17 protein-coding genes and 1 tRNA gene are annotated in these 20,307 nt (G+C 64.3%); 10 read left to right on the top strand and 8 right to left on the bottom strand.

Annotated elements, in window-relative coordinates:
* The first annotated feature begins 305 nt into the window (after positions 1 to 305).
* The 3 genes from LB518_RS15120 to LB518_RS15110 all read left to right on the top strand — a co-directional run bounded on the left by LB518_RS15120 (position 306) and on the right by LB518_RS15110 (position 4,231).
* The gene (locus LB518_RS15120) at positions 306 to 1,208 is read left to right on the top strand and encodes a PhzF family phenazine biosynthesis protein (RefSeq protein ID WP_224578351.1); all 903 of its coding nucleotides are present in this window, start codon (positions 306 to 308) and stop codon (positions 1,206 to 1,208) included.
* Between the two features lie 28 nt (positions 1,209 to 1,236).
* Entirely contained in the window at positions 1,237 to 2,310 is a 1,074-nt protein-coding gene (gene hisC / locus LB518_RS15115) for a histidinol-phosphate transaminase (RefSeq protein ID WP_224578350.1), read from the top strand.
* Positions 2,311 to 2,659: 349 nt separating this feature from the next.
* A complete protein-coding gene (locus tag LB518_RS15110) occupies positions 2,660 to 4,231 on the top strand; it encodes a 2-isopropylmalate synthase (RefSeq protein WP_224578349.1) in 1,572 nt (523 codons plus the stop codon).
* 93 nt (positions 4,232 to 4,324) lie between these two features.
* On the opposite strand, the gene LB518_RS15105 is transcribed toward LB518_RS15110, so the two are convergent.
* A complete protein-coding gene (locus LB518_RS15105) occupies positions 4,325 to 6,541 on the bottom strand; it encodes an esterase-like activity of phytase family protein (RefSeq protein ID WP_224578348.1) in 2,217 nt (738 codons plus the stop codon).
* Between the two features lie 316 nt (positions 6,542 to 6,857).
* Here LB518_RS15105 and LB518_RS15100 point away from each other — a divergent pair.
* The 6 genes from LB518_RS15100 to LB518_RS15075 all read left to right on the top strand — a co-directional run bounded on the left by LB518_RS15100 (position 6,858) and on the right by LB518_RS15075 (position 12,828).
* Positions 6,858 to 6,933 (top strand) — tRNA-Lys (locus LB518_RS15100).
* A 344-nt stretch (positions 6,934 to 7,277) separates the two neighbouring features.
* Positions 7,278 to 7,967, top strand: a complete 690-nt coding sequence (locus tag LB518_RS15095) for an AIM24 family protein (RefSeq protein ID WP_224578347.1) — start codon at positions 7,278 to 7,280, stop codon at positions 7,965 to 7,967.
* 4 nt (positions 7,968 to 7,971) lie between these two features.
* Entirely contained in the window at positions 7,972 to 9,006 is a 1,035-nt protein-coding gene (locus tag LB518_RS15090; RefSeq protein ID WP_224578346.1) for a hypothetical protein, read from the top strand.
* 149 nt (positions 9,007 to 9,155) lie between these two features.
* Positions 9,156 to 10,112, top strand: a complete 957-nt coding sequence (locus tag LB518_RS15085; protein ID WP_224578345.1) for a substrate-binding domain-containing protein — start codon at positions 9,156 to 9,158, stop codon at positions 10,110 to 10,112.
* A gap of 110 nt (positions 10,113 to 10,222) precedes the next feature.
* Positions 10,223 to 11,764, top strand: coding sequence for a sugar ABC transporter ATP-binding protein (locus LB518_RS15080; protein ID WP_224578344.1), 1,542 nt, complete (start codon positions 10,223 to 10,225; stop codon positions 11,762 to 11,764).
* Positions 11,765 to 11,808: 44 nt separating this feature from the next.
* The gene (locus LB518_RS15075; RefSeq protein ID WP_224578343.1) at positions 11,809 to 12,828 is read left to right on the top strand and encodes an ABC transporter permease; all 1,020 of its coding nucleotides are present in this window, start codon (positions 11,809 to 11,811) and stop codon (positions 12,826 to 12,828) included.
* 43 nt (positions 12,829 to 12,871) lie between these two features.
* Here the strand turns inward: LB518_RS15075 and LB518_RS15070 are convergent, their stop codons facing one another.
* Complete coding sequence (locus tag LB518_RS15070; protein ID WP_224578342.1) at positions 12,872 to 13,441, bottom strand: sterol desaturase family protein; 570 nt, start codon at positions 13,439 to 13,441, stop codon at positions 12,872 to 12,874.
* Between the two features lie 202 nt (positions 13,442 to 13,643).
* Here LB518_RS15070 and LB518_RS15065 point away from each other — a divergent pair, with 202 nt between their 5' ends.
* Entirely contained in the window at positions 13,644 to 14,513 is an 870-nt protein-coding gene (locus LB518_RS15065; protein WP_224578341.1) for a trypsin-like peptidase domain-containing protein, read from the top strand.
* 9 nt (positions 14,514 to 14,522) lie between these two features.
* Here LB518_RS15065 and LB518_RS15060 read toward each other — a convergent pair whose 3' ends face one another.
* The 6 genes from LB518_RS15060 to LB518_RS15035 form a co-directional block, all read right to left on the bottom strand.
* Positions 14,523 to 15,608: a zinc-binding metallopeptidase family protein gene (locus LB518_RS15060; protein WP_224578340.1), complete on the bottom strand. Its 1,086-nt coding sequence runs from the start codon at positions 15,606 to 15,608 to the stop codon at positions 14,523 to 14,525.
* A gap of 92 nt (positions 15,609 to 15,700) precedes the next feature.
* Positions 15,701 to 16,771, bottom strand: a complete 1,071-nt coding sequence (locus tag LB518_RS15055) for a sensor histidine kinase (protein ID WP_224578339.1) — start codon at positions 16,769 to 16,771, stop codon at positions 15,701 to 15,703.
* Complete coding sequence (locus tag LB518_RS15050) at positions 16,771 to 17,217, bottom strand: response regulator (protein ID WP_224578338.1); 447 nt, start codon at positions 17,215 to 17,217, stop codon at positions 16,771 to 16,773. The genes LB518_RS15055 and LB518_RS15050 overlap by 1 nt, the downstream gene beginning before the upstream one ends.
* A gap of 99 nt (positions 17,218 to 17,316) precedes the next feature.
* Positions 17,317 to 18,687, bottom strand: a complete 1,371-nt coding sequence (locus tag LB518_RS15045) for a sensor histidine kinase (RefSeq protein ID WP_224578337.1) — start codon at positions 18,685 to 18,687, stop codon at positions 17,317 to 17,319.
* Between the two features lie 131 nt (positions 18,688 to 18,818).
* Positions 18,819 to 18,971, bottom strand: coding sequence for a DUF3309 family protein (locus LB518_RS15040; protein ID WP_073052508.1), 153 nt, complete (start codon positions 18,969 to 18,971; stop codon positions 18,819 to 18,821).
* 80 nt (positions 18,972 to 19,051) lie between these two features.
* Entirely contained in the window at positions 19,052 to 20,293 is a 1,242-nt protein-coding gene (locus LB518_RS15035; protein WP_224578336.1) for an MFS transporter, read from the bottom strand.
* Positions 20,294 to 20,307: the final 14 nt, after the last annotated feature.

Genomic DNA, 20,307 nt, shown 5'->3' with positions numbered 1-20,307 from the left:
ACCGCGTGGCGCGAAGTCCAGGCGTTCAAGGTTTCAACGCGCAGGTCTGTTCATCGTCGCATCTCGCCATGCGGCTTCGGCGAAATCACGACGAAGCGGCGGAAAGATTGGGGCAGGGGCGGGCGATATTGCCAACCTCCAGGTCCGAGCGCCGTTACCGACCAACTGGGAACGTTTCTAGTGGCGACAAGCTGAACGGTGGCTGAACGACGTTGTGTCGCCGCGCCGCGTGGCGCGCGGGGCGAGGCGTGCTATGACCGCGCCGACGCTGACCGCAGCATGCTGCACGCACTCGCGAGGTATTCATGGCCCGCCGCTATGCCGTTCTGGATGTTTTCACCGACAGGCCGCTCGCCGGCAACCAGCTTGCCGTCGTGCTCGATGCGGAAGGCCTCGACACGGCGGCGATGATGGCGATCACGGTGGAGTTCAATCTCGCCGAGACGGTGTTCGTGCTGCCGGCGGAACGTCCGGCCCATCGCGCGCGGCTCCGCATCTTCGCGCCGGGCCGGGAACTTCCTTTCGCGGGGCATCCGACCGTCGGAACAGCGGTCCTGCTTGCGCTCGAAGACGCCGGCGAAACCGATGGCGACCTCGACGCCATGTTGATGCTCGAGGAGAATATCGGCTCGATCCGCTCTGCGGTTGCGCTGAAGGGGCGCCAGCGCGGCCATGCCATTTTCGATGCGCCGGTCGTCGCCAAGCCGGCGCCGCAGCCGCTCGATGGCGGCGCCGTGGCCGCCGCGCTCGGATTGATGCCCTCCGAGATCGGTTTCGAGAATCACCTGATCTCGGCCTTCACGGGCGGGGTGCCCTATGTGTTCGTGCCGGTGCGCGACCTCGCCGCGATTCGCCGGCTGCAGCCGCGCGGCGATCTCTGGCAGGGCGCGTTTGGCAGCACGTCCGTCTATGCCTATTGCCGCGAGACCGAGAGCAATGCGCATCAGTTCCACGCGCGCATGATCTGGCAGACGCTCGGCTTCGTCGAGGACCCGGCGACCGGTTCGGCGGCAGCGGCCTTCGCCGGCGTCGTCGCCACCTTCGATCGGCCGACCAGCGGCACGCATCGCGTCATCATCGAGCAGGGCTTCGAGATGGGCCGTCCGAGCCTCATCACGCTCGAACTCGACACCGAGGGCGGCCATCTCGTCGCAACGCGCATCGGCGGCGATGCCGTGGTGGTCGCGCGGGGCATGCTGCAGATCTGACTGTTCAGTCCTTTCGGAAAGACACTTCATGAGCCGCTATTGGAGCCGGATCGTCCATGAGCTGACGCCCTATACGCCGGGCGAGCAGCCGCGCGTGGCCGATCTCATCAAGCTCAACACCAATGAGAGCCCTTATGGGCCGTCGCCGAAGGCACTTGCCGCCATTTCGGCCGCAACGAACGATCAACTCCGGCTCTATCCCGAGCCGACAGGGCTGGCGCTTCGTGCGGCGATCGCGGAGAGCCACGGTCTCAGCGAGGGCGAAGTCTTTGTCGGCAACGGCTCCGACGAGGTGCTGGCGCATACGTGCCAGGCTCTGCTGAAGCAGGAAGGGCCGCTGCTCTTCCCCGATATCAGCTATTCGTTCTATCCGACCTATTGCGCCCTCTATGGCATCACCCCGCATGCCGTTCCGTTAGCCGATGATTTCACGATCGAACCCGCCGACTATGACCGGCCCTGCGGCGCGATCATCCTGCCCAATCCGAACGCTCCGACCGGCATTGCCCTGCCGCTCGCCGCGATCGAGGCGATGGTCTCGCGCCATGCCGACGTGCCGGTTGTGATCGACGAGGCCTATGTCGATTTCGGTGCCGAGAGCGCAGCCTCGCTGATCGCGCGCCATCCCAATCTTCTGGTGATCCAGACCTTTTCGAAGTCGCGCGCACTGGCTGGCCTCCGCGTCGGCTTCGCCATGGGCCAGCGTCCGCTGATCGAAGCGCTGGAGCGGGTCAAAGACAGCTTCAATTCCTATCCGCTCGATCGTCTCGCTCTGGCAGGGGCGACGGCCTCTTGGCTTGACCGCGACTGGTTCGAGGAAAAGCGCGCGCTGATCATCGCGAGCCGCGCGCGGCTGGCGCAGGCTCTCGCCACGCTCAGCTTCACGGTTCTGCCTTCGGCGGCGAATTTCGTCTTCGCGCGTCATCCGGATCATTCCGGTGCCGTGCTGGCCGCGGCGCTCCGCGAGCGCAGCGTTCTGGTGCGTCATTTCAAGAAGGATCGCATCCAGGATTTCCTGCGCATCACGATCGGCACCGACGCGGAATGCGATCGGCTGGTGGTCGCATTGACGGAAATCCTGGCCGGGGAGGACCGGCGCTGATGGGCATCGCGACGCCGCGCTTGCATTTGCGCGGTGCCGGTTGCTAGAAGAACTCGAGCCGGCAACGCGTCGGCGGGATCGTGGCTACGATCCGGGTGGAGCGAGCATGAGCGCTTTCGTGTCGAGGACTGGAGTTCCAGCGGGGATCGTTTCCCGCGGCGCTCGTCCTTTGCCCGCATGCGGCCTGCCGAAAGCCCTTCTTCTTCTTAGCTGCCCCTGAGCGCCGGCAGGCCCTAGCGGCCGGGCTCTCAGGGGAACGCGCCGACGAGCCAACGCCCTACAAAGCTCCGCGGCCCGACTCTCCCGAACAGAACATCCGGGACGCGGCTGCCAGAAGAAAGACCAGACCATGACCGCCATCACACCGACCGCTGCTTCCTCCAAGGACCGGGTCGTCATCTTCGATACGACTTTGCGCGACGGAGAACAGTGCCCCGGCGCCTCGATGACCTATGAGGAAAAGCTCGAGGTCGCCGAATTGCTGGAAGAGATGGGCGTCGACGTCATCGAGGCCGGTTTCCCGATCGCCAGCCAGGGCGATTTCGAGGCCGTGCAGGAAATCGCCCGCCGTGCCGGCCCCGACGTCACCATCGCCGGACTGGCTCGCGCCATTTCCGGTGACATCAGCCGTGCCGCCGAGGCGGTTCGCGTCGCCAAGCGTCCGCGCATTCACACCTTCGTCTCGACCTCGCCGATCCATCTGGCGCATCAGATGAAGAAGAGCGAGGAACAGGTCCTCGACATCATCGCCGCAACCGTGGCGCAGGCGCGCAACCTCGTCGAGGACGTCGAGTGGTCGGCCATGGATGCGACCCGCACGCCGATCGAATATCTGATCCGCTGCGTCGATGCAGCGATCAAGGCCGGCGCCACCACGATCAACCTGCCCGATACGGTCGGCTATTCCGTGCCGGATGAATATGCCGCGATGTTCCGCGCGGTGATCGAGCGCGTGCCGAATTCCGACAAGGCGATCTTCTCCACCCATTGCCATGACGATCTCGGCCTCGCCGTTGCCAATTCACTGGCCGGCGTCGCCGGCGGCGCGCGGCAGATCGAATGCACCATCAACGGTCTCGGTGAGCGTGCCGGCAATGCGGCCCTGGAAGAGATCGTGATGGCGATCCGCACGCGCGGTGATGTCCTGCCTTATTCGACGGCCGTCGAGACGACGATGCTGACCCGCGCGTCCAAGCTGATCTCGGCCGTCTCGGCCTTCCCGGTGCAATACAACAAGGCGATCGTCGGACGGAACGCTTTCAGCCATGAGAGCGGCATCCATCAGGACGGCATGCTGAAGAACGCCGAGACCTACGAGATCATGACGCCGGAGAGCGTCGGCGTGAAGGCGACGTCGCTGGTCATGGGCAAGCATTCGGGCCGCCATGCCTTCCGCGAGAAGCTGAAGGATCTCGGCTATGAGCTGGGCGACAACGCCTTGGAAGATGCCTTCAAGCGCTTCAAGGATCTCGCCGATCGCAAGAAGCATGTCTATGACGAGGATATCGAGGCGCTGGTGGGCGACGAGGTCGCGACTGCCAGCGAGACGATCCGTCTCTTGTCGTTGACGGTCATCGCCGGCACCGGCGGTCCCGCCAAGGCGATCATCAGCCTCGATGTCGACGGCACGCATATCACCAAGGAAGTCGCCGGCAACGGCCCTGTTGACGCGACCTTCAACGCTATCACGGCGATCGTGCCGCATCAGGCGAAGATGTCGCTCTATCAGGTGCACGCCGTCACCGAAGGGACGGACGCGCAGGCGGAAGTCTCGGTCCGCCTCGAAGAGGATGGCAAGTCGGTCACCGGCCGCGGCGCCGATCCTGATACGATGGTGGCCTCGGCCAAGGCCTATCTCTCGGCGGTCAACAAGATCGCCGTGAAGCGCCAGCGCCAGCACGCACAGGCCGCCAGCGCCTGAGGCGTCTCATCCGGCTCTGAACTAAAAAACGGCCGCGTCGATGACGCGGCCGTTTCCGTGTTCGAAGGTCTTGCGGCGGGGTCCCGCCCGCGCTTAGCGAGCGACGCGCGCGAGACGGATGAACTGCGTTTCGCCGGAGTGATCGTCGACGCCGTCATTGTCGGTGATGACGTAGCCGTTGCCGTCCACGTCGATGGCGAAGCTCTCGACCTTGTCGAGGACGTAGCCATGCGGGGCTCTGAGCGCGGCCATCAAGTCGATCTGCTCGTCCTTGACGAGGCGCGGCAGAGCGCTCCCCAGCGGTGCGGGCTTGACGCCGTCGAGCGAAACGAAGGTCAGCTTCTTGATCTTGGCGTCGCGGCCGATCTGGTTGTCGCGCTCGATGGCCATCAGGCCGCCGGGGACGGCCGTCAGCTCGGAGAGGCCGACCCAGCCTTTCTCCGACGTGTCGAGCGGATAGAGCACAGCGCTCCATTCCTTGGTCGCCGGCTTGTAGGCGAGGAGCTTGATGAAGCCCTTCGGATCGTCCTTCCACTCGCGTTGGACCGCGAGCCAGACCGTCGTATCTGCTCCTGAGCCGGTCACGGCGACGCCTTCGAAGCCGAAGCGGGTCGCGTTCGCGGCGAGCGCGGCCGGGAGGGCGATCTCCTCGAGGATCGCACCCTTCGCATCGGTGCGATAGAGCATCGACTGCGTCTTGTTCTTCTCGCGCTCGGGATTGCCTTCCGAGGCGAGCCAGAAGCCGCCATCGGCGGCGAGCGCGATGCCTTCGAGATCGAGGTTTTCGGCCGGCTTGCCGTCCTTGGTGACGGTGATCGCATCGGTGATCAGCGCCGGCGTCTGCTTGGCGTCAATCGTCAGAATGCGGCCGATGGATTGGGCGCTGTCGATGACGGCGTAGAGCTTGCCGGGCACCTTCGCATCGGCGACGGTACCCGAGATCGCCGACCAGCCGATCGGCTTGCCGTCCTTGTCGGCCGAGACGATCGTCGGATAGGCGGCAGGCGCGTTGCTGCGCTCATAGATCGTCACCACCGAGCCGATCAGCCCCTTGTCGCGGAGGTCGTTTTCGGCGGCGGTGACGAAGAGGTTGCGGCTGGGAATCGCGAGAAGCCCCTCAGGACCAATGCCGCCGGGCAGCGCCTGCAGGAAGGTCGGGGCGTGGCTGGCGCCTTCGTCCTTGTAGACGCCCACGATCGAGGCCCGTTCGGAACCCACGAAGATGAGCCGGTCCCCGCCAAACGTCGCGACCTCGACGCCTTCAGGCTCATTGCCCTTCTTGTTGCGTTTTTCGGGATAATGGCCGAGCCGCACGGTTTCATATTCAAAGCTGGTGCCGCTGTCGTAATCGACGGTGCCGTCAGCCTGGAAGATCGTGAAGCCGCGGCTGCCGCCCTTCCAGTCGCCTTCATTGGCGGTGACGAAGCGCGTCTCGTCGATCCACTGCGCGCCGTCCGGCTCGCGCGCGACATCCTTCATCGCGCCGGAGAGATCGATCACGCCGTCCTTCTTCACGTCGATGCCGTCGAGATCGACCGTGCCGGCCGGGAAGTGGCTGACGACCTTGCCGGTCGCGGCATCCGCGATGACGATGTGGTTGTTCTCCTGCAGCGTCAGGACGATCTGGTTCCTGTCGTTGAAATCGACGAACTCGGGCTCCGGGTCCTCCGGCGCGATCGCTGCCAGGCCGCTGACGTCGATCACCGTCTTGGTGGCGCAATCGACGCTGCCATCGGTGCCGATCCTGAACGTGACGAGGCTGCCGCCGGGAAGTTGCGGAATGGCGCCCTCATTGATCTCCTCGTCGCGCTCATTCTCGATCGCGATGGCGAGGAACTGGCCGTCGGGGCTCTTGGCGAGCGAATCGGGCTGACCGGCCAGGTCGCAGGTCGCCTTGACGCTCTTCGTGGCGAGATCGACGACCGAGAGATGCCCGGATGGCTTCGATTTTGTTTCCGAGGTGACGACGCCGACGAGCGCGTTGCCGCCGGCGACGACCGTCGAGGTCGGCTCGCCGCCGAGCGCAACCGTTCCGGCTGCTTTCGGCGCTTTCGGGTCGGTGATGTCGATGAGGCCGAGGCGCTGGCCGGGGCTGTCGGTATAGACGAGCGTCTTGCCATCGGCGGTCGCGCTGATGATCTCGGCCACGGTCGCCTTCTTGGTGTCCGCATCGGCCGGGAGATTGTCGACGACGTGGAAGGTTGCGATGCGGTTGAACATCTCGGCCGCGTCGGCGGCAGGCGCCGTACCGATGAGGGCAGTGCTGGCGAGCAGCGTGGCGGCGAGGGCGCCTTTGAGGGTCGGGGTCATCGTTGGCTCCGGTCGCTGGCTGTCGAGGATTGGCGGAATCGCCGAGTTCGCGAAAGAAAGCGTCGGGAAATGACAGGGGGATGACATTGTCCCGGTCTTTCGAAGCGCGGACCGGTCGCCACCGGCGCGATCCCCGTGTCTCGTCCGGGGAATTTCCCGTCGCAACGTCCTGAACCGACGCCGCAATCCGCCTCTTGCCGCGCCTGACCGGCAAAGGATTTCCACAGGCGGCAAAATCCCGCTCGTCCCCGCTGGACAGGCCCGGCCGCCTTTGCTACACACCCCCTCGTCGCAGCGGAACGCTCCGTAGCGCGGCGGGTGCATAGCTCAGTTGGTAGAGCAGCTGACTCTTAATCAGCTTGTCCTAGGTTCGATCCCTAGTGCACCCACCAAAACTTCCCCTCAATTCCAAGATCTTATCGGCGCTGATTGATGTCGTCTGTGAAGGGCGGGATCGTGTGCCGCGATGGCTGCGCGCCAAGTTCGCCGAGCTCCTGATCGCCGGACCTGCTGCTGAGCTGTGACTAACAGCGTGTGATGATCGCGCTATGTTGCAGGGTCTGCGCGGGCAGTCATCCAGCAGAAATTCGTCTTCTGAACAATCGCAGCCATCTTCGGAATCAAGCGTTAAGGCTTGAGCCGTAGAAAGCGAACATCCCCAAGACGCTCGGTTCCGTTGGCAGCGTCTGGGCGGCGTTATCGATGGCGTTTGTTCACCGCGGATGAGGGGCCTCCCATGCAAAGCAAGATCATCGGCAGCGTATTGCCGGTCCTCGAAGTAGAACTGCAGTCCGGCGAGAGCCTGGTCGGGGTTCCCGAAGCGCTCTCATGGATGGCGGGCGGCGTGACGCTGCATAGCTCGCTCGGCGCGGGCGGGAGTGGCGGCCTGTTTGGGCTCGTCAGCCGGGCCGTTTCCGGCGGCGGTCTCGTCACGACGGAGTTTCGCGCCTCCGAAGGTGCCGGTCTTGTCGGCTTCGCGGCGCGGCTGCCCGGGCAGATCATCGAGCTCGACGTTTCAGGCGGTGGCTATCTCGTGCATCGCCACGGCTTCCTGTGCGGCACCAGCGGCATCGTCGTCGCGAGCGGGCTGCAGCAGAATCTCGGTGCCGGCGTGTTCGGCGGCGAGGGCTTTGTGCTGCAGAAGATCGAGGGCTCGGGCAAGGCCTTCGTCGAGCTCGGCGGCGAGATCGTCAAATATGATCTGACCGCCGGCCAGTCGATCATGGTCCACCCCGGTCATGTCGGCCTGTTCGACCAAGGCGTCAATTTCGAAATGACGTCCCTGCGCGGCATTCACTCGACGTTCTTTGCCTCCGGCGATCTGTTCATGGCGCGGCTGACCGGGCCGGGTAGGGTGTGGTTGCAGACGCTGACCTTGCCGGGTCTGGCCCACAGCGTCAGCCATTATCTGCCGAAGCAGGGGTGAGGTCATGGCTATCCAGAGCTATCGCGCCGCTGCCTTTGCAGCGGTCACTCTCGCCGTGCTTGTGCAGGGCCACCCGGCTTTCGCGGAGGATCGTCCGGATTACGAGCGCTACAAGGCCGGTGTTTTCCTGCGGTATCTGAACGCCGAGGGCAGCGATATCGCCAAGACGCCGAGCATCGGCCTTTCGTTCGGCGAGCGTGTACTGCATGCGACGCTCGATTCCGGCTCGACCGGCGTCGTCGTCGCCGCGAGTTTCATTCCGAATTTCGATCAGCTGCCGGTGCTCGGCGACGGAAAGCTCACTTACACGAGTTCCGGCCGCGTGATGCTCGGTTCCTGGGTGACGACGCCCCTGACCCTCTCGGGCAAGGATGGGGCGTCGGTTACGACCGAACCGATGCCAGTTCTCGCTGTGACGCGCGTCGCCTGTCTCGAGACAGCGCGTGACTGCCGGCCGTCGGACGATCCGCGCGACATTGCGATGGTCGGCATCGGCTTCGGCCGTGAGGGTGATCGCCAGGGCCAGAGCACGCCAGACAAGAATCCGGTTCTGCGCGTCGCGGCCGAAGGCGAGCAACGCAAGGGATATATCCTGACCGCCGACGGCATCCATGTCGGGCTGACGAAGGAAAGCGCGCGCGGCGACTATCGCTTCGTGAAGCTAGAGCGCCAGGCCGATCTGCCGGACTGGAAGGGTGTTCCGGCCTGCATCTCCCTCAGCGGGCAGACGCCGCCGGCCTGCGGTTCGATGCTGGTCGATACCGGCGTTGGCGCCATGTTCATGACCGTGCCATCGTCGCAAGCGGCGAGTGGACCGCTTCCCGATGGCACATCGGTGGCGATCCTTCTGGGGACGGATGCCGGCAGCGAGCCACTCTACAGCTTCAGTTCTGGCGACACGTCGCCGATGGCGCCTTCGGCTGTTCATCTCGACGTCTCGGACAAGCCCCCCTTCGTGAACACGAGCTTCCATTTCCTGAACGGATTTGACGTGCTCTACGACGCCGACGGGGGCTATGCGGGCTTCCGAAAGCGTTGAGCCGGATCATTACGTCGGGCTGGGCGGGCCATCTCCCTGCCTGCCCGATGCTGCCCCTGTAAATCGATTGAAAACAGATTGCGCGGACGCGGCGCCTACGGCATGGTTCTTTCAGCCCCACTAAAGAGGGCAGGTTTGGGAGGAATTCGATGTCCAAGACTGCAAGGTCTATCCTTGCCGCCGGCGCGATCGCGCTTGCGGCCATGTCCACGGCGCCGGTGCGCGCGCAGGCCGAGGATGTGACCATCCTCGCCTCGGTCCCCGGCCTTACATTCCCGTTCTTCGTCCACATGATGAACGCCTTCAAGGCCGAGGCCGCGAAGCAGGGCGTTGCGGTGATCGAATCCGACGGCCAGGTGTCCTCGCCGAAGCAGACGGCCGATATCGAGGCCGCGATCACCAAGGGCGTCCAGGGCATCGTGATCAGCCCGAATGAAGTCGACGCCATGGCGCCGGCGCTGCAGCAGGCTGTCGAGGCCGGCATTCCGGTGGTGACGGTCGACCGCCGCGTCGCGCAGGTCGAGGGCATTCTCGGCCATATCGGCGCCGACAACGTCAAGGGCGGCGAAGCCCAGGGCGAACTTGTCATGAAGATGTTCCCGGACGGCGCGACCATCGTCAACCTTCAGGGCCAGTCGGGCGCCTCGCCGGCGATCGACCGCAACAAGGGCCTGCACAACGTCCTCGACAAGGCGACCGACAAGTACAAGATCGTCTTCGAGCAGACGGCCGGCTTCGACCGCGCCAAGGGCCTTTCGGTCACCGAGGCGGCGCTTTCGGGCCTTGCCGAGCCGCCGAAGGTCATCGTCGCCGCCAATGACGACATGGCGCTCGGCGCACTCGAGGCCGTCAAGGGCCGCAACCTCCAGGGCATTGCGATCATCGGCTTCGACGCGCTTCCCGAAGCGCTGGCACAGGTCCGCGACGGCGGCCTGACGGCGACGATCGAGCAGTTCCCCGGCAAGCAGAGCGCCATGGGCGTCGATATGCTGGTCGCGTTCATCAAGGACAAGAAGAAGCCGGCCGAAGCTGTGACGCTGCTGACCCCGGTCGCGATCACCAAGGATAACCTCGACATCGCCGAGCGCCTTGGCGAAGTGAAGTAATCTTTGCGCCTTCGCGTCCGGACGCCGCTATGCGCCGTCCGGACGCTTCATGTCTTCTGTCAGATGTTCCGATCCCGCAAGACGCCGCCGTTTCGGCGCCCGAGGTTGCCATGACCGCCGCCGCGCCGCCGCTGCTCAAGATGACCGGCATCACCAAGAGCTTCCCCGGCGTCAAGGCGCTTGATGGTGTCCAGCTTGAGGTCGATCGGCAGGAAATTCACGCGCTTCTCGGCGAGAACGGCGCCGGGAAATCGACGCTGCTGAAGATCCTCGCCGGGGCGCAATCGCCCGACCAGGGCGAGATCCTCTTCGACGGCAAGCCGGTCACGCTCGCTAATCCGCATGCGGCGCAGCAGCTTGGCATCGTCACGATCTACCAGGAATTCACGCTCGCGCCCGACATGAGCATCGCCGAGAACGTGTTCATCGGCCGCGAGCCCGGCCGTTGGCCGTTTGTCAGCTGGGCGCGCATGGCGGCCGAGACCGAGAAGCTCACCCGCCGGATCGGGCTTGAACGCAATCCGATGACGCTTGTTCGCAATCTCTCTGTGGCCGAGCAGCAGATGGTCGAGATCGCGCGTGCGCTTTCGATGGATTCGCGCGTCATCATCATGGACGAGCCGACCTCGGCTCTGTCGCTCGCAGAGGTCGAGAAGCTGTTCAAGATCGTCCGCCGTCTCAAGGACGAGGGCATCTCGATCATTTTCGTGACGCATCGCCTCGAAGAAGTGATGGAGGTGTGCGACCGCTACACGGTGCTCCGTGATGGCCGCAATGTCGGCGCCGGCAGCGTCTCGGACATCACGATCGACGGCATCATCCGCCTGATGGTCGGCCGCGAGGTCAACGCGCTGTTCGCGCAGCGCGAAGCTGCCGAGCCGGGTCCCGTCGCGCTCGAGGTCAAGCGGCTGACACGGCTCCGCACGGCGCAGGATCCGCACGCGACCGAAATTCGCGATGTCTCGCTGCATGTGCGCCGGGGTGAGATCCTCGGCATCGCCGGGCTAGTCGGCGCCGGGCGAACCGAAACGGCGCGGGCGATCTTCGGCGCTGATCCGTTCGATTCGGGCGAAGTGTTCGTCGATGGCGCGCCGGTCACGATCCGCACGCCGCGCGACGCGATCGCGCATGGCATCGGCCTCGTGCCCGAAGACCGCAAGCTGCAAGCGCTGTTCCTGTCGCAGGCGATCCGCACCAATGTTTCCGTCGCGGCGCTCGATCGGATCGGGCGCTTCGGTATCTTCATCGACGAAGCGAAGGAGCGCGGCCTCGTCGAAGAGTATCGCAAACTGCTGAATATACGGATGGCCGGACCTGAGCAGGCGGTCGGCAATCTCTCCGGCGGCAACCAGCAGAAGGTCGTTCTGGCGCGCTGGCTGGCGCTCAGGCCGAAGGTGCTGATCGTCGACGAGCCGACGCGCGGCATCGACGTCGGCGCCAAGGTCGAGGTGCATAATCTGCTGTTCGAGATGGCGCGATCCGGCATCGCGGTGATCGCGATCAGCTCGGAATTGCCGGAAGTGCTCTCGGTCGCCGACCGCATCGTCACCATGCGCGAGGGCCACGTGACCGGCGAGATGATGCGGGCCGACGCGACGCAAGAAAAATTGATGGCGATGATGACGCTCGGGACAACGAGCCGCGCCGCCTGAGCGGACGACGGACACCGGGCGTCGAGTGGAGGAAGGCGAGGGGCATGGCTGAGGTGAAGCAGGGCGCGGCGGACAGCGGCAGCGTCGATCTTTTTGGATTTCTTGCGCGGTTCGCGCCGCTGATCTTCCTCGTCGTGCTGATGGCGGTGTTTGCGGTGCTCGAGCCGCGGTTCATGTCGTCGATCAACCTCTTCAATGTCATGCGGCAGGTCTCGATCACGGGGCTGCTGGCGATCGGCATGACCTTCGTCATTCTCACCGCCGGCATCGACCTTTCGGTCGGCTCGCTGCTGGCGTTTGCTGGTCTTGTGGCGGCAGCGGTCGCCAAGGGCGGCATGCAGGACCGGTTCACGGTCGGGGAGGGCGGTGTCGGCTATGGCTGGGAACTTGCGGCGCTGGCGGCGATCGCCATCGGCATTGCCGGTGGTCTCGTCCAGGGCTTTTCGATCACGCGGCTGAAGGTTCCGCCCTTTGTCGTGACGCTTGGCGGCATGTCAGTGTTTCGCGGCGCGGCACTGCTGTTTGCGGCCGGCGGCCCGATCTCCGGCTTCGAGCATGATTTCACCTGGTGGGGCCAGGGCAAGATCGGCCCGGTGCCGGTGCCGGTCATCATCTTCCTCGTCTGCGGCCTGCTGGCGCATATCGTGCTGCGCTACACGCGCTATGGACGGCAGATCTATGCCGTCGGCGGCAATCCCGAGGCGGCGCGGCTCTCCGGCCTCAACGTCACGGCCATCATCTGCAGCGTCTATGTCATCATGGGCTTCTTTGCCGGGCTCGGCTCGTTCGTGCTCGCAGCGCGGCTCAATTCGGCCGAGGCGGTCGCAGGAACCGGCTATGAGCTCACCGTCATCGCCTCGGTGGTGATCGGCGGGACATCGCTGTTCGGCGGCGTCGGCACGATCTTCGGGACGATCATCGGCTCGATCCTGATCGGCGTGCTGCTGAACGGCCTGGTGCTGATGAATGTCTCGTCCTACATCCAGCAGATCATCATCGGCGTGATCATCGTGCTGGCGGTCGCTTTCGACACGTTCGCCAAGTCACGTCGGCGCAAGGTCTGATCGCACTGACTGACAGCAGCCCGCGCGGACGTGCCGGCTGCTGTCAGCTCTGCCGTTGGGACGGTTTTTGAGCCTTGAGGGCCGTGCCGAAGACGTGGTCCCAGAAAAGCGTCGTCACGCCGAAATTGCCTTCGTCATGGCGGAAGTGGTGCAGCGCATGCTGACGCTTCCAGCCATAGAGCGGATGCCCGGGCAACATGCGCCAATGATGCAGCACGTGATGGGCGAACGAATAGGTGAGGTAGCCAGCCGTCATGCCGAATGTGAAGCCGCTGCCATAGGGAACGCCGAACAACCACCAGGACGGCAGCAGGACGGCCACGATGAGGATCGAGGAGCTCATCCAGATCGGCGTTCCAATCAGTTCGGTCGGGCTGGCGTGATGCTGGTCATGCAGATCCCGGAAATAGACGACATTGTGCAGGATGACCCGGTGGATGATGTATTCCGCCAGCGTCCATGCAAATAGGCCAGCCAGCACCGCCACGATCCATAGCAGCGGGTCGGAGGCGCTCGTCGACAGGATCGTCGTCATCACGAGCGCGATGAGAACAAGCGGGTAGACGAAGAAATCGGCGTAGTAGCCGACAGCGCTGCGCGTGATCGTCGCCATGATAGCCTTCGCCCAAACCGACTGCCCTTGCAGAGGATGCGCTCGGCAAAGCCGTTACCGCAAGGCTTCTGCAGGTCAGAATGCCACGTGAGGATCGATTCGCCGCTTAATCTGCCTTATTTCTCGGCAGAGACAAGCTCCAGCTTCGCGGGCCTTGCCCAGGCCCGGTGACGACGGCCTCGCGGCATGTCATGGTTCCGCTATGCGCGCTGTTCTCCCTGTCATTTTCGCCCTTTTCATCACCCCTGCCGCCGCCCTCGGGCCATCGGCGCCGGCCGTGCCGCCGGATCGTTCGCCGGTCGTTCACGTCAACATCATCGATGGCGAGGACGGACGTGATTCGCTCGTGCGGCTCGGCCCGTCACTCGGGCTCGATGCCGCCGACATCGCGCGCATCCGGGCGGTCTCCGGCTATGTCGGATGCCTGTCGCCATCGCCATCGGTCGGGTCGGCGGCGCTCTTTCTCGACAATCAGCAGATCCTGACCGCTGCGCATGTCTTCTTCGAGCCATCGGGACAGCGGCGCTGGAAGTGCTTCTTCAAGAATCAGGCCGCCGATCCGGTGATGATCGATCTCCTGGTCGACGACGCCCATGCGCGGTTCGGCGCCCGCAAGCCGAAGCCCGGCTCCAACAGTGATTATGCGATCGTTCGCCTCGCCGAGCCTCTGGCCGCCGCGGCGCCGTTTCCGGTCAAGGCGGATATCCCCGTGACGCCTGGGGAAAAGCTCATCGTGGTGACGGCGCATCCTGCCGACATGGCGCGTGAGGTCGATCGCGGCATGCCCGTGGTGCAGGGCTGCACCGTCCGCAGAAAGCCGGTCTCGACCGAGAAGACGTCATTCTTCCGCACTGACTGCGACGCGACCGGGGCGTCCTCGGGCGGCATGAACCTCGCGCGCATCAACGGCCAGCTGGCGTTTCGCGGGATTACCATCACGACCGGACCCTGGCGGGATCCGGCCCTGAATGGGGCTCCCTATAACGAGAAGGGCGGCAGCGTCACGACGGCGCTCGGCACCGACGCTGCCATTCTTGCCGCAGGCCGAAGCCTCGCGGGTAGCGGCTTCTAACGCGGGGCGTCAGGCGGCCTTCAGCGCCTGTTCCTTGCTGCGCAGGAGCGTGTCGATGAACGCGAGCTTGTCGACGACGCCGGGGCCGAGCTTGAACGGATAAAGATCGGGCTGGCCCATGCTGCGATTGATCGAGTTCATCGCCTGGGTGAGGGGCCCCCAGGACTCGATGATTTCGCTGAAATCGACGCCGCGATAGGGATCGAAATCGATGGTCGTGTCGACATTGCCCTGCGCACGCGCCTTGGGCCGGATGCGGAGGCCGAAGGCATAGGCTGTCTCGATCGTATCGATCATGTGCATGTAATGCGCGAAGGTTTCGGCGAAATCTTCCCAGGCATGCGCGGTCGCATACTGGCTGACATAACGCTCCTGCCAGTCGGCCGGGAAATTGCCTTGGTAGTAATTCTGCAGGGCGCCGTTGTAGTCGATGGATTCGTCGCCGAACACGGCGCGCGAGTCCTCGATGCGGCCGGCATCGCGGACGAGCCGATCCCAATAATAGTGACCGATCTCATGGCGGAAATGACCGAGCAGCGTCCGATAGGGCTCATGCATGTCGGTCCGCGCCCTTTCGCGTTCCACAGCATCCGCCTCGACGATGTTGAGCGTGATAAGCCCCTCGTCGTGTCCTGTCAGGACCCGCACATCGTTTTCGTCGGCCAGGAATGAGAAGGAGAGGCCGGCAACCGGATCATCCGCCTTGTTCGGGACGCCGAGGCCGAAGCGCAGCAGGCTGTAGAACAGCCTGTGCTTGGCGAGCTCGATGTCGCGCCAGCGCTCGCTATAGACCTGGCTGGAGAGATCCGGGATCACCATGTTGGTGCGGCAGCAGACGCAGAGCTGTTCCGGACTGTCAGCGGGCAGCAGCCAGTTGCAGACGCCATGCTGGCGATTGCCGCAGGGCTTGAAGAGCATCTCGTCGAGCCCGTGCGCCGTATAGAGCTGCTCGCCACTGACGCCGGGACCCGCGTCGTCGAGCGAACGCAGATGACCTTGCGCCGGGACGAAACCCAGCGGCCGCTGGCATCCTTCGCATTCGAAATCTTCGAAAGGCAGCCAGTGGGCACAGGCCCGGCATTCGAACAAGCGCATCTTTCACTCCGTCAGCAGGAAGGAGCCGGTGTCATCCTGAAACCAGCTTTTGCCGCGCCAACGCGCGATCGCGCGTTTGGTTCAATCGGACGCTATGATTCCTGCCGAGGCTCGCGCTCGGGAAAGCGGATCGTGATGCGCGTTCCCGAATGCTGCACATCGTGCTCGATGGTCGCCTCGAGCTTGCCGGCGAGCGCCTGGATGATCCGGCGCCCAAGACCGGTGCCGACGGCGCGCGTATCTTCTCCGCTGCCAACGCCATCATCCTCGACGGTCATCGCGATATTGCCATCGACCGCCACGCACGACACCCGAACTGCGCCGCTTCCGCCGGGATAGGCATATTTCAGCGCGTTGAGGATCAGCTCCGTCATGATGACGCCGAGCGCGACCGCTCGATCTGGACGGATCGCCAGGGGTTCGAGCTTGAACGAGATCTGGCCGCCGTCGCCGTTGGCCTCGATCGTGCGGGCGAGATCCTCAATCAGGCTGCCGAGATAAAGATCGAGAACGACGCTGTGGACGTCGTCGGATGTGTAGAGGCGGCGATGAACCTGTGAGACCGCCATGACGCGGCCGACCGCGGCGGCGAGTGCGCTTTTGACGCCAGCATCGGGATGGGCGGCCGCCTGCATGTTGAGGAGCGAAGCGACCAGTTGCAGGCTGTTTCCGACGCGGTGGTTCACTTCCTGGATGATCAGGGCCCGTTCGTCCGCCAGGGCTTCGAAGCGGTCGCGCGCTGCGCGCACCTCTGCCTCGGCCTGCCGGTGCGCCTCCTGGAGGCGACGCGCGGTCAGCGCCGACGCAAGCGCGGCGCGGAGCAAGGGGAAGAAGTCTTCGCTTGCTTCCTTGATGACATAGTCGGCCGCGCCGGCCTTCAGCGCCGCGATGGCGACCCGGCCCTGCGCCTCGCCGGTCACATAGACGACCGGTGGCGGGTTCTTCATGGCGCCGATCATCGGCAAGACCTGCAGTCCTGTCCGGCCCGGCATGTGGTGGTCGAGCGCGACGATATCGATGCCGCCCTCGGCAAGTCGCGCCAGCCCGGCATCACCATCCGTGGCGGCTTCGACGGTAAAGCCGTGGCGTGACAGGTCCTTTACGGCCAGCCGGCACAGTCCTGGATCGTCGTCGATGAACAGAACAACCGGCTCGGAGCCCATCACTTCGCCTCGGGAACCTTGATCACCGAGAAGAACAGGCCCAGCTGCCGGATGGCATTGGCGAAATTCTCGTAGTTGACTGGCTTGACCACATAAACGCTCGCGCCAAGCTCATAGCAGCGCTCGATCTCGCGTTGATCGTCCGTGGTGGTGAGCACGACGATCGGCGTGGCGCGCAGATGCGGGCTGCCCTTCACGGCCTTCAGGATGTCGATGCCCGTCATATCGGGCAGATTGAGATCGAGCAGAATCAGCAGCGCCTCGCCCTTGCGGTTCGCGCCAGTCCGATCCTGGCCCAGCAGGAAATCGAGAGCGCTGGTGCCATCGGCGAACGCCTTGATCTCATTGCTGACGCCAGCGCGGCGAATGTTCTTCTCGATCAGTCGCGCATGACCTTCGTCATCCTCGACCATCACGATCGTCACGTGGTTGGGATTGTCGCTCATTGCATCAACTCAAGCGTTCGTTGCATTGTCATCATGGATTTCCCGCATTCCTTGGACTGAAACAAGGCCGGAAACAAGCTTCAGCCTCTGTTCTGGAGCTCATGCGCGCCAACTCCTCGGCAGGATCACCGTGAACGTGCTGCCTTCGCCCGGCTCGCTGTCGAGGCGGATCTTGCCGCCGACGCGCCGCACCAGTGCGCGGACATGCGCAAGACCGATGCCTTCGCCCGGCCGATCCTGGGCACCGGCCCGGCGGAAGAGTTCAAACACACGCTCGCGGTCGGCTGCATCGATGCCGCGGCCGTTATCCTCTACACGGATGATCACAAAGCCGCCCCGCTCTGTGGCGGTCACGCCGATGCGCCCAGGGCGTCCCGGTTTCAGATATTTGACCGCGTTGTCGACGAGGTTCGAGAAGATCTGCTCGATGGCGAGCCGGTCGCTTTCGATCGTCGGCATCGGGCCGATCTCGATCACGGCATCCGCTTCCTGAGCCTGATGCATCACAGCATCCTGGATCGTCTTCAGCATCTGGTTCAGGTCGAGCTGCTGCGGATTGAAATCGCGGCGTCCAGCCCGCGAGAGGTTCAAGATGGCGTTGATCAACCGGTCCATCTTGGAGATCGACGCCTTGATGAACCCGAGCGCCTCGTCGAAATCCTCGTAGATCTGGCTGCGCTGTTCGTCGGCGTCGCGTCTATCCTGCTCGATGAGATCGCGGCGGATCGCGTCCAGTTCGCCGGTGAAGCCCATGATGTTGACGAGCGGCGACCTCAGATCGTGGCTGACGATATAGGCAAAGCGCTGCAGTTCATCATTCGCGTCCTGCAGGTCGACTGTTCGTTCGGCGACCTTCTCTTCCAGATGGCTGTTGCTCTCCGCAAGCGCTTGCTGTGCCCGGGCGAGGCTGAGATTCGAGCGGCGGATCAACAGGATTGAGATGCCGGCGAGGACCATGATTGCGACGGCGCCAAGCAGCGTCGTGGCCAACAGCCAGCGGGCGGTGGCGGCGCTGCGGGCAGTCCGGTCGGCGAGGAGGGCGCGTTCGGCCGTGCGCACCGCCGTGCCGACATCCGTGAACGATCCCATTGTCGCCTGGCCCGCCGGATCGCGTATGATGGCCAGGGCATCGGAATTCCGCCCCTGTCGCTGCAGGTCGGCGATCTTCAGCAGTTCGTCATGCTTCGCCGCCACGACTTCGGCCAGCTGCTGGACGCGCGCCGTCTGCTCCGAGTTGTCGTCGACCATGGCCTTGAGATTGGCCATGCGGGTTGGGATCGTCTGGACGCTTTCCTCGTAAACCTTGAGGTAGTCCGGATCCTGCGTCAGCAGATAGCCACGCTGACCGCTTTCTGCGCGGCGAACCGCCAATTGAAGCAGCGACAACTCGTTTTCGACGCCCAGCGAATGGGCGACCCAGCGAGTGTCGTCGGACGAACGTTCGGCAAGCCAAACAGAAGCACCCGCCATCACCGTCAGGATTGCAAACCCGACGGCGAGGAGGACGCTCTGACTAGAAATACGGAGCTGTGTTGGGTTCATGGACTAGGGAGAGCTAGGGCCAAAAGCGGGATTCGCCCAAGCCTCCTCGATCGTGCAGATCAGAGCCGACCCATGAGCAGGAGCACGATCAGGATGACGACGATGAGGCCGAGACCGCCACTCGGATAATAGCCCCAGCCGGAGCTGTACGGCCAGCTCGGCAGCGCCGCGATGAGCAGGACTACCAGAACGATCAGCAAAATTGTGGACATTGAAATCCCCGTCGGCTTCTACAGGTACAGTAATGTCCGAAAGCACCGACGGTTTCATCGGATGCGAAAAAAACTTGCTCTCATCGGTGTCCGTCGAGACGGCGAGCCCGCCGCAACTCCGGGAAGAGCTTTGCCCAGATGAGCGCGATCGCCATCGTACCAGCACCGCCGACAACAACGGCCGTAACCGCGCCGATCAGCGCAGCCGACACCCCAGCCCGGAACTCGCCGAGTTCATTCGAGGCGCCGATGAAGACCATGTTGACGGCATTGACGCGGCCGCGCACCGCATCCGGGGTCCAAAGCTGGATCAGCGTTTCGCGGATATAGACGCTCACCATGTCGGTTGCGCCCATCAGCGCCAGCGCCACAACCGAGACCCAGGTGACGGTCGACAATCCGAAGACGACGGTAAACGCACCGAACAGCGCCACGAACACGAACAGGATGATTCCGGCGTGGTCGCGCACGGGATGGAAGGCGAGCCAGGCGGCGACGCTGATCGCGCCGACGGCGGGCGCTGCGCGCAGGAGGCCGAGACCCCACGGCCCGACCGCGAGCACGTCGCGCGCATAGATCGGCAGCAGCGCATTGGCGCCGCCGAGCAGCACGGCAAAGAGGTCGAGCGAGATCGCGCCGAGCACGATCTTCTCCTTCCAGACATAGCGGAAGCCCGCGATGACCGTCTCCCAGCTCGCCTTGGCCGCGGATGTGTTCTGAACGGTGTGCGGCATCAGCACGACGAGGACGACGCCGATTGCGATCATCGAGAGGGCGACCAGATAGGGTGCCTGCGGCGCGAGCCCATAGAGCAGGCCGCCGGCAACGGGACCGACGATGGTCGCGATCTGCCATGCACTCGAATTCCAGGCAATGGCGTTGCCGAGCTCTTCCGGCGGCACGAGATTGGGGGCCAGCGAACCTGAGGCCGGGCCGAGAAACGCCCTGGCGACGCCAAAGCCGAGCAGGACGGCGAAGACGATATTGACGTTGCTGCTGCCAGAGATGGTGAAGGCCAGCAGCCCCGCCATGCACAAGGCCTCGCCCACCATGCAGATCGCCATGATGACGCGCCGATTGTAGCGATCGGCGACGGAGCCGGTTACCAGAACCAGGGCGAGGGCGGGCAGGAACTGCACCAGGCCGATGATGCCGAGATCGAGCGGGTTCTTGGTGAGGTCATAGACCTGCCACCCGACGGCGACGCTGACGATATTGACGGAGAAGTTCGCGAAGAGCCGCGCCACCCAATAGAAGGCGAAGCCGCGATGGCGGAACGCCCCCCAGCTCGAGCGGGGCGTTGCGTGGTCAGGGGCGGACATGGCGTGCGGAGGTT

The organism is Mesorhizobium sp. BR1-1-16 (genome assembly GCF_020165495.1).
GTDB lineage: Bacteria > Pseudomonadota > Alphaproteobacteria > Rhizobiales > Kaistiaceae > Kaistia.
Note: the sequence above shows the minus strand (reverse complement) of the source record. Positions and strands in the feature narration are given on the sequence as shown.

Bases quoted from the DNA above. Each gene is read 5' to 3' on its own strand.
- LB518_RS15120 (WP_224578351.1), top strand. From the start codon at position 306: ATGGCCCGCCGCTATGCCGTTCTGGATGTTTTCACCGACAGGCCGCTC.
- hisC (WP_224578350.1), top strand. From the start codon at position 1,237: ATGAGCCGCTATTGGAGCCGGATCGTCCATGAGCTGACGCCCTATACG.
- LB518_RS15110 (WP_224578349.1), top strand. From the start codon at position 2,660: ATGACCGCCATCACACCGACCGCTGCTTCCTCCAAGGACCGGGTCGTC.
- LB518_RS15105 (WP_224578348.1), bottom strand. From the start codon at position 6,541: ATGACCCCGACCCTCAAAGGCGCCCTCGCCGCCACGCTGCTCGCCAGC.
- LB518_RS15095 (WP_224578347.1), top strand. From the start codon at position 7,278: ATGCAAAGCAAGATCATCGGCAGCGTATTGCCGGTCCTCGAAGTAGAA.
- LB518_RS15090 (WP_224578346.1), top strand. From the start codon at position 7,972: ATGGCTATCCAGAGCTATCGCGCCGCTGCCTTTGCAGCGGTCACTCTC.
- LB518_RS15085 (WP_224578345.1), top strand. From the start codon at position 9,156: ATGTCCAAGACTGCAAGGTCTATCCTTGCCGCCGGCGCGATCGCGCTT.
- LB518_RS15080 (WP_224578344.1), top strand. From the start codon at position 10,223: ATGACCGCCGCCGCGCCGCCGCTGCTCAAGATGACCGGCATCACCAAG.
- LB518_RS15075 (WP_224578343.1), top strand. From the start codon at position 11,809: ATGGCTGAGGTGAAGCAGGGCGCGGCGGACAGCGGCAGCGTCGATCTT.
- LB518_RS15070 (WP_224578342.1), bottom strand. From the start codon at position 13,441: ATGGCGACGATCACGCGCAGCGCTGTCGGCTACTACGCCGATTTCTTC.
- LB518_RS15065 (WP_224578341.1), top strand. From the start codon at position 13,644: ATGCGCGCTGTTCTCCCTGTCATTTTCGCCCTTTTCATCACCCCTGCC.
- LB518_RS15060 (WP_224578340.1), bottom strand. From the start codon at position 15,608: ATGCGCTTGTTCGAATGCCGGGCCTGTGCCCACTGGCTGCCTTTCGAA.
- LB518_RS15055 (WP_224578339.1), bottom strand. From the start codon at position 16,771: ATGGGCTCCGAGCCGGTTGTTCTGTTCATCGACGACGATCCAGGACTG.
- LB518_RS15050 (WP_224578338.1), bottom strand. From the start codon at position 17,217: ATGAGCGACAATCCCAACCACGTGACGATCGTGATGGTCGAGGATGAC.
- LB518_RS15045 (WP_224578337.1), bottom strand. From the start codon at position 18,687: ATGGCGGGTGCTTCTGTTTGGCTTGCCGAACGTTCGTCCGACGACACT.
- LB518_RS15040 (WP_073052508.1), bottom strand. From the start codon at position 18,971: ATGTCCACAATTTTGCTGATCGTTCTGGTAGTCCTGCTCATCGCGGCG.
- LB518_RS15035 (WP_224578336.1), bottom strand. From the start codon at position 20,293: ATGTCCGCCCCTGACCACGCAACGCCCCGCTCGAGCTGGGGGGCGTTC.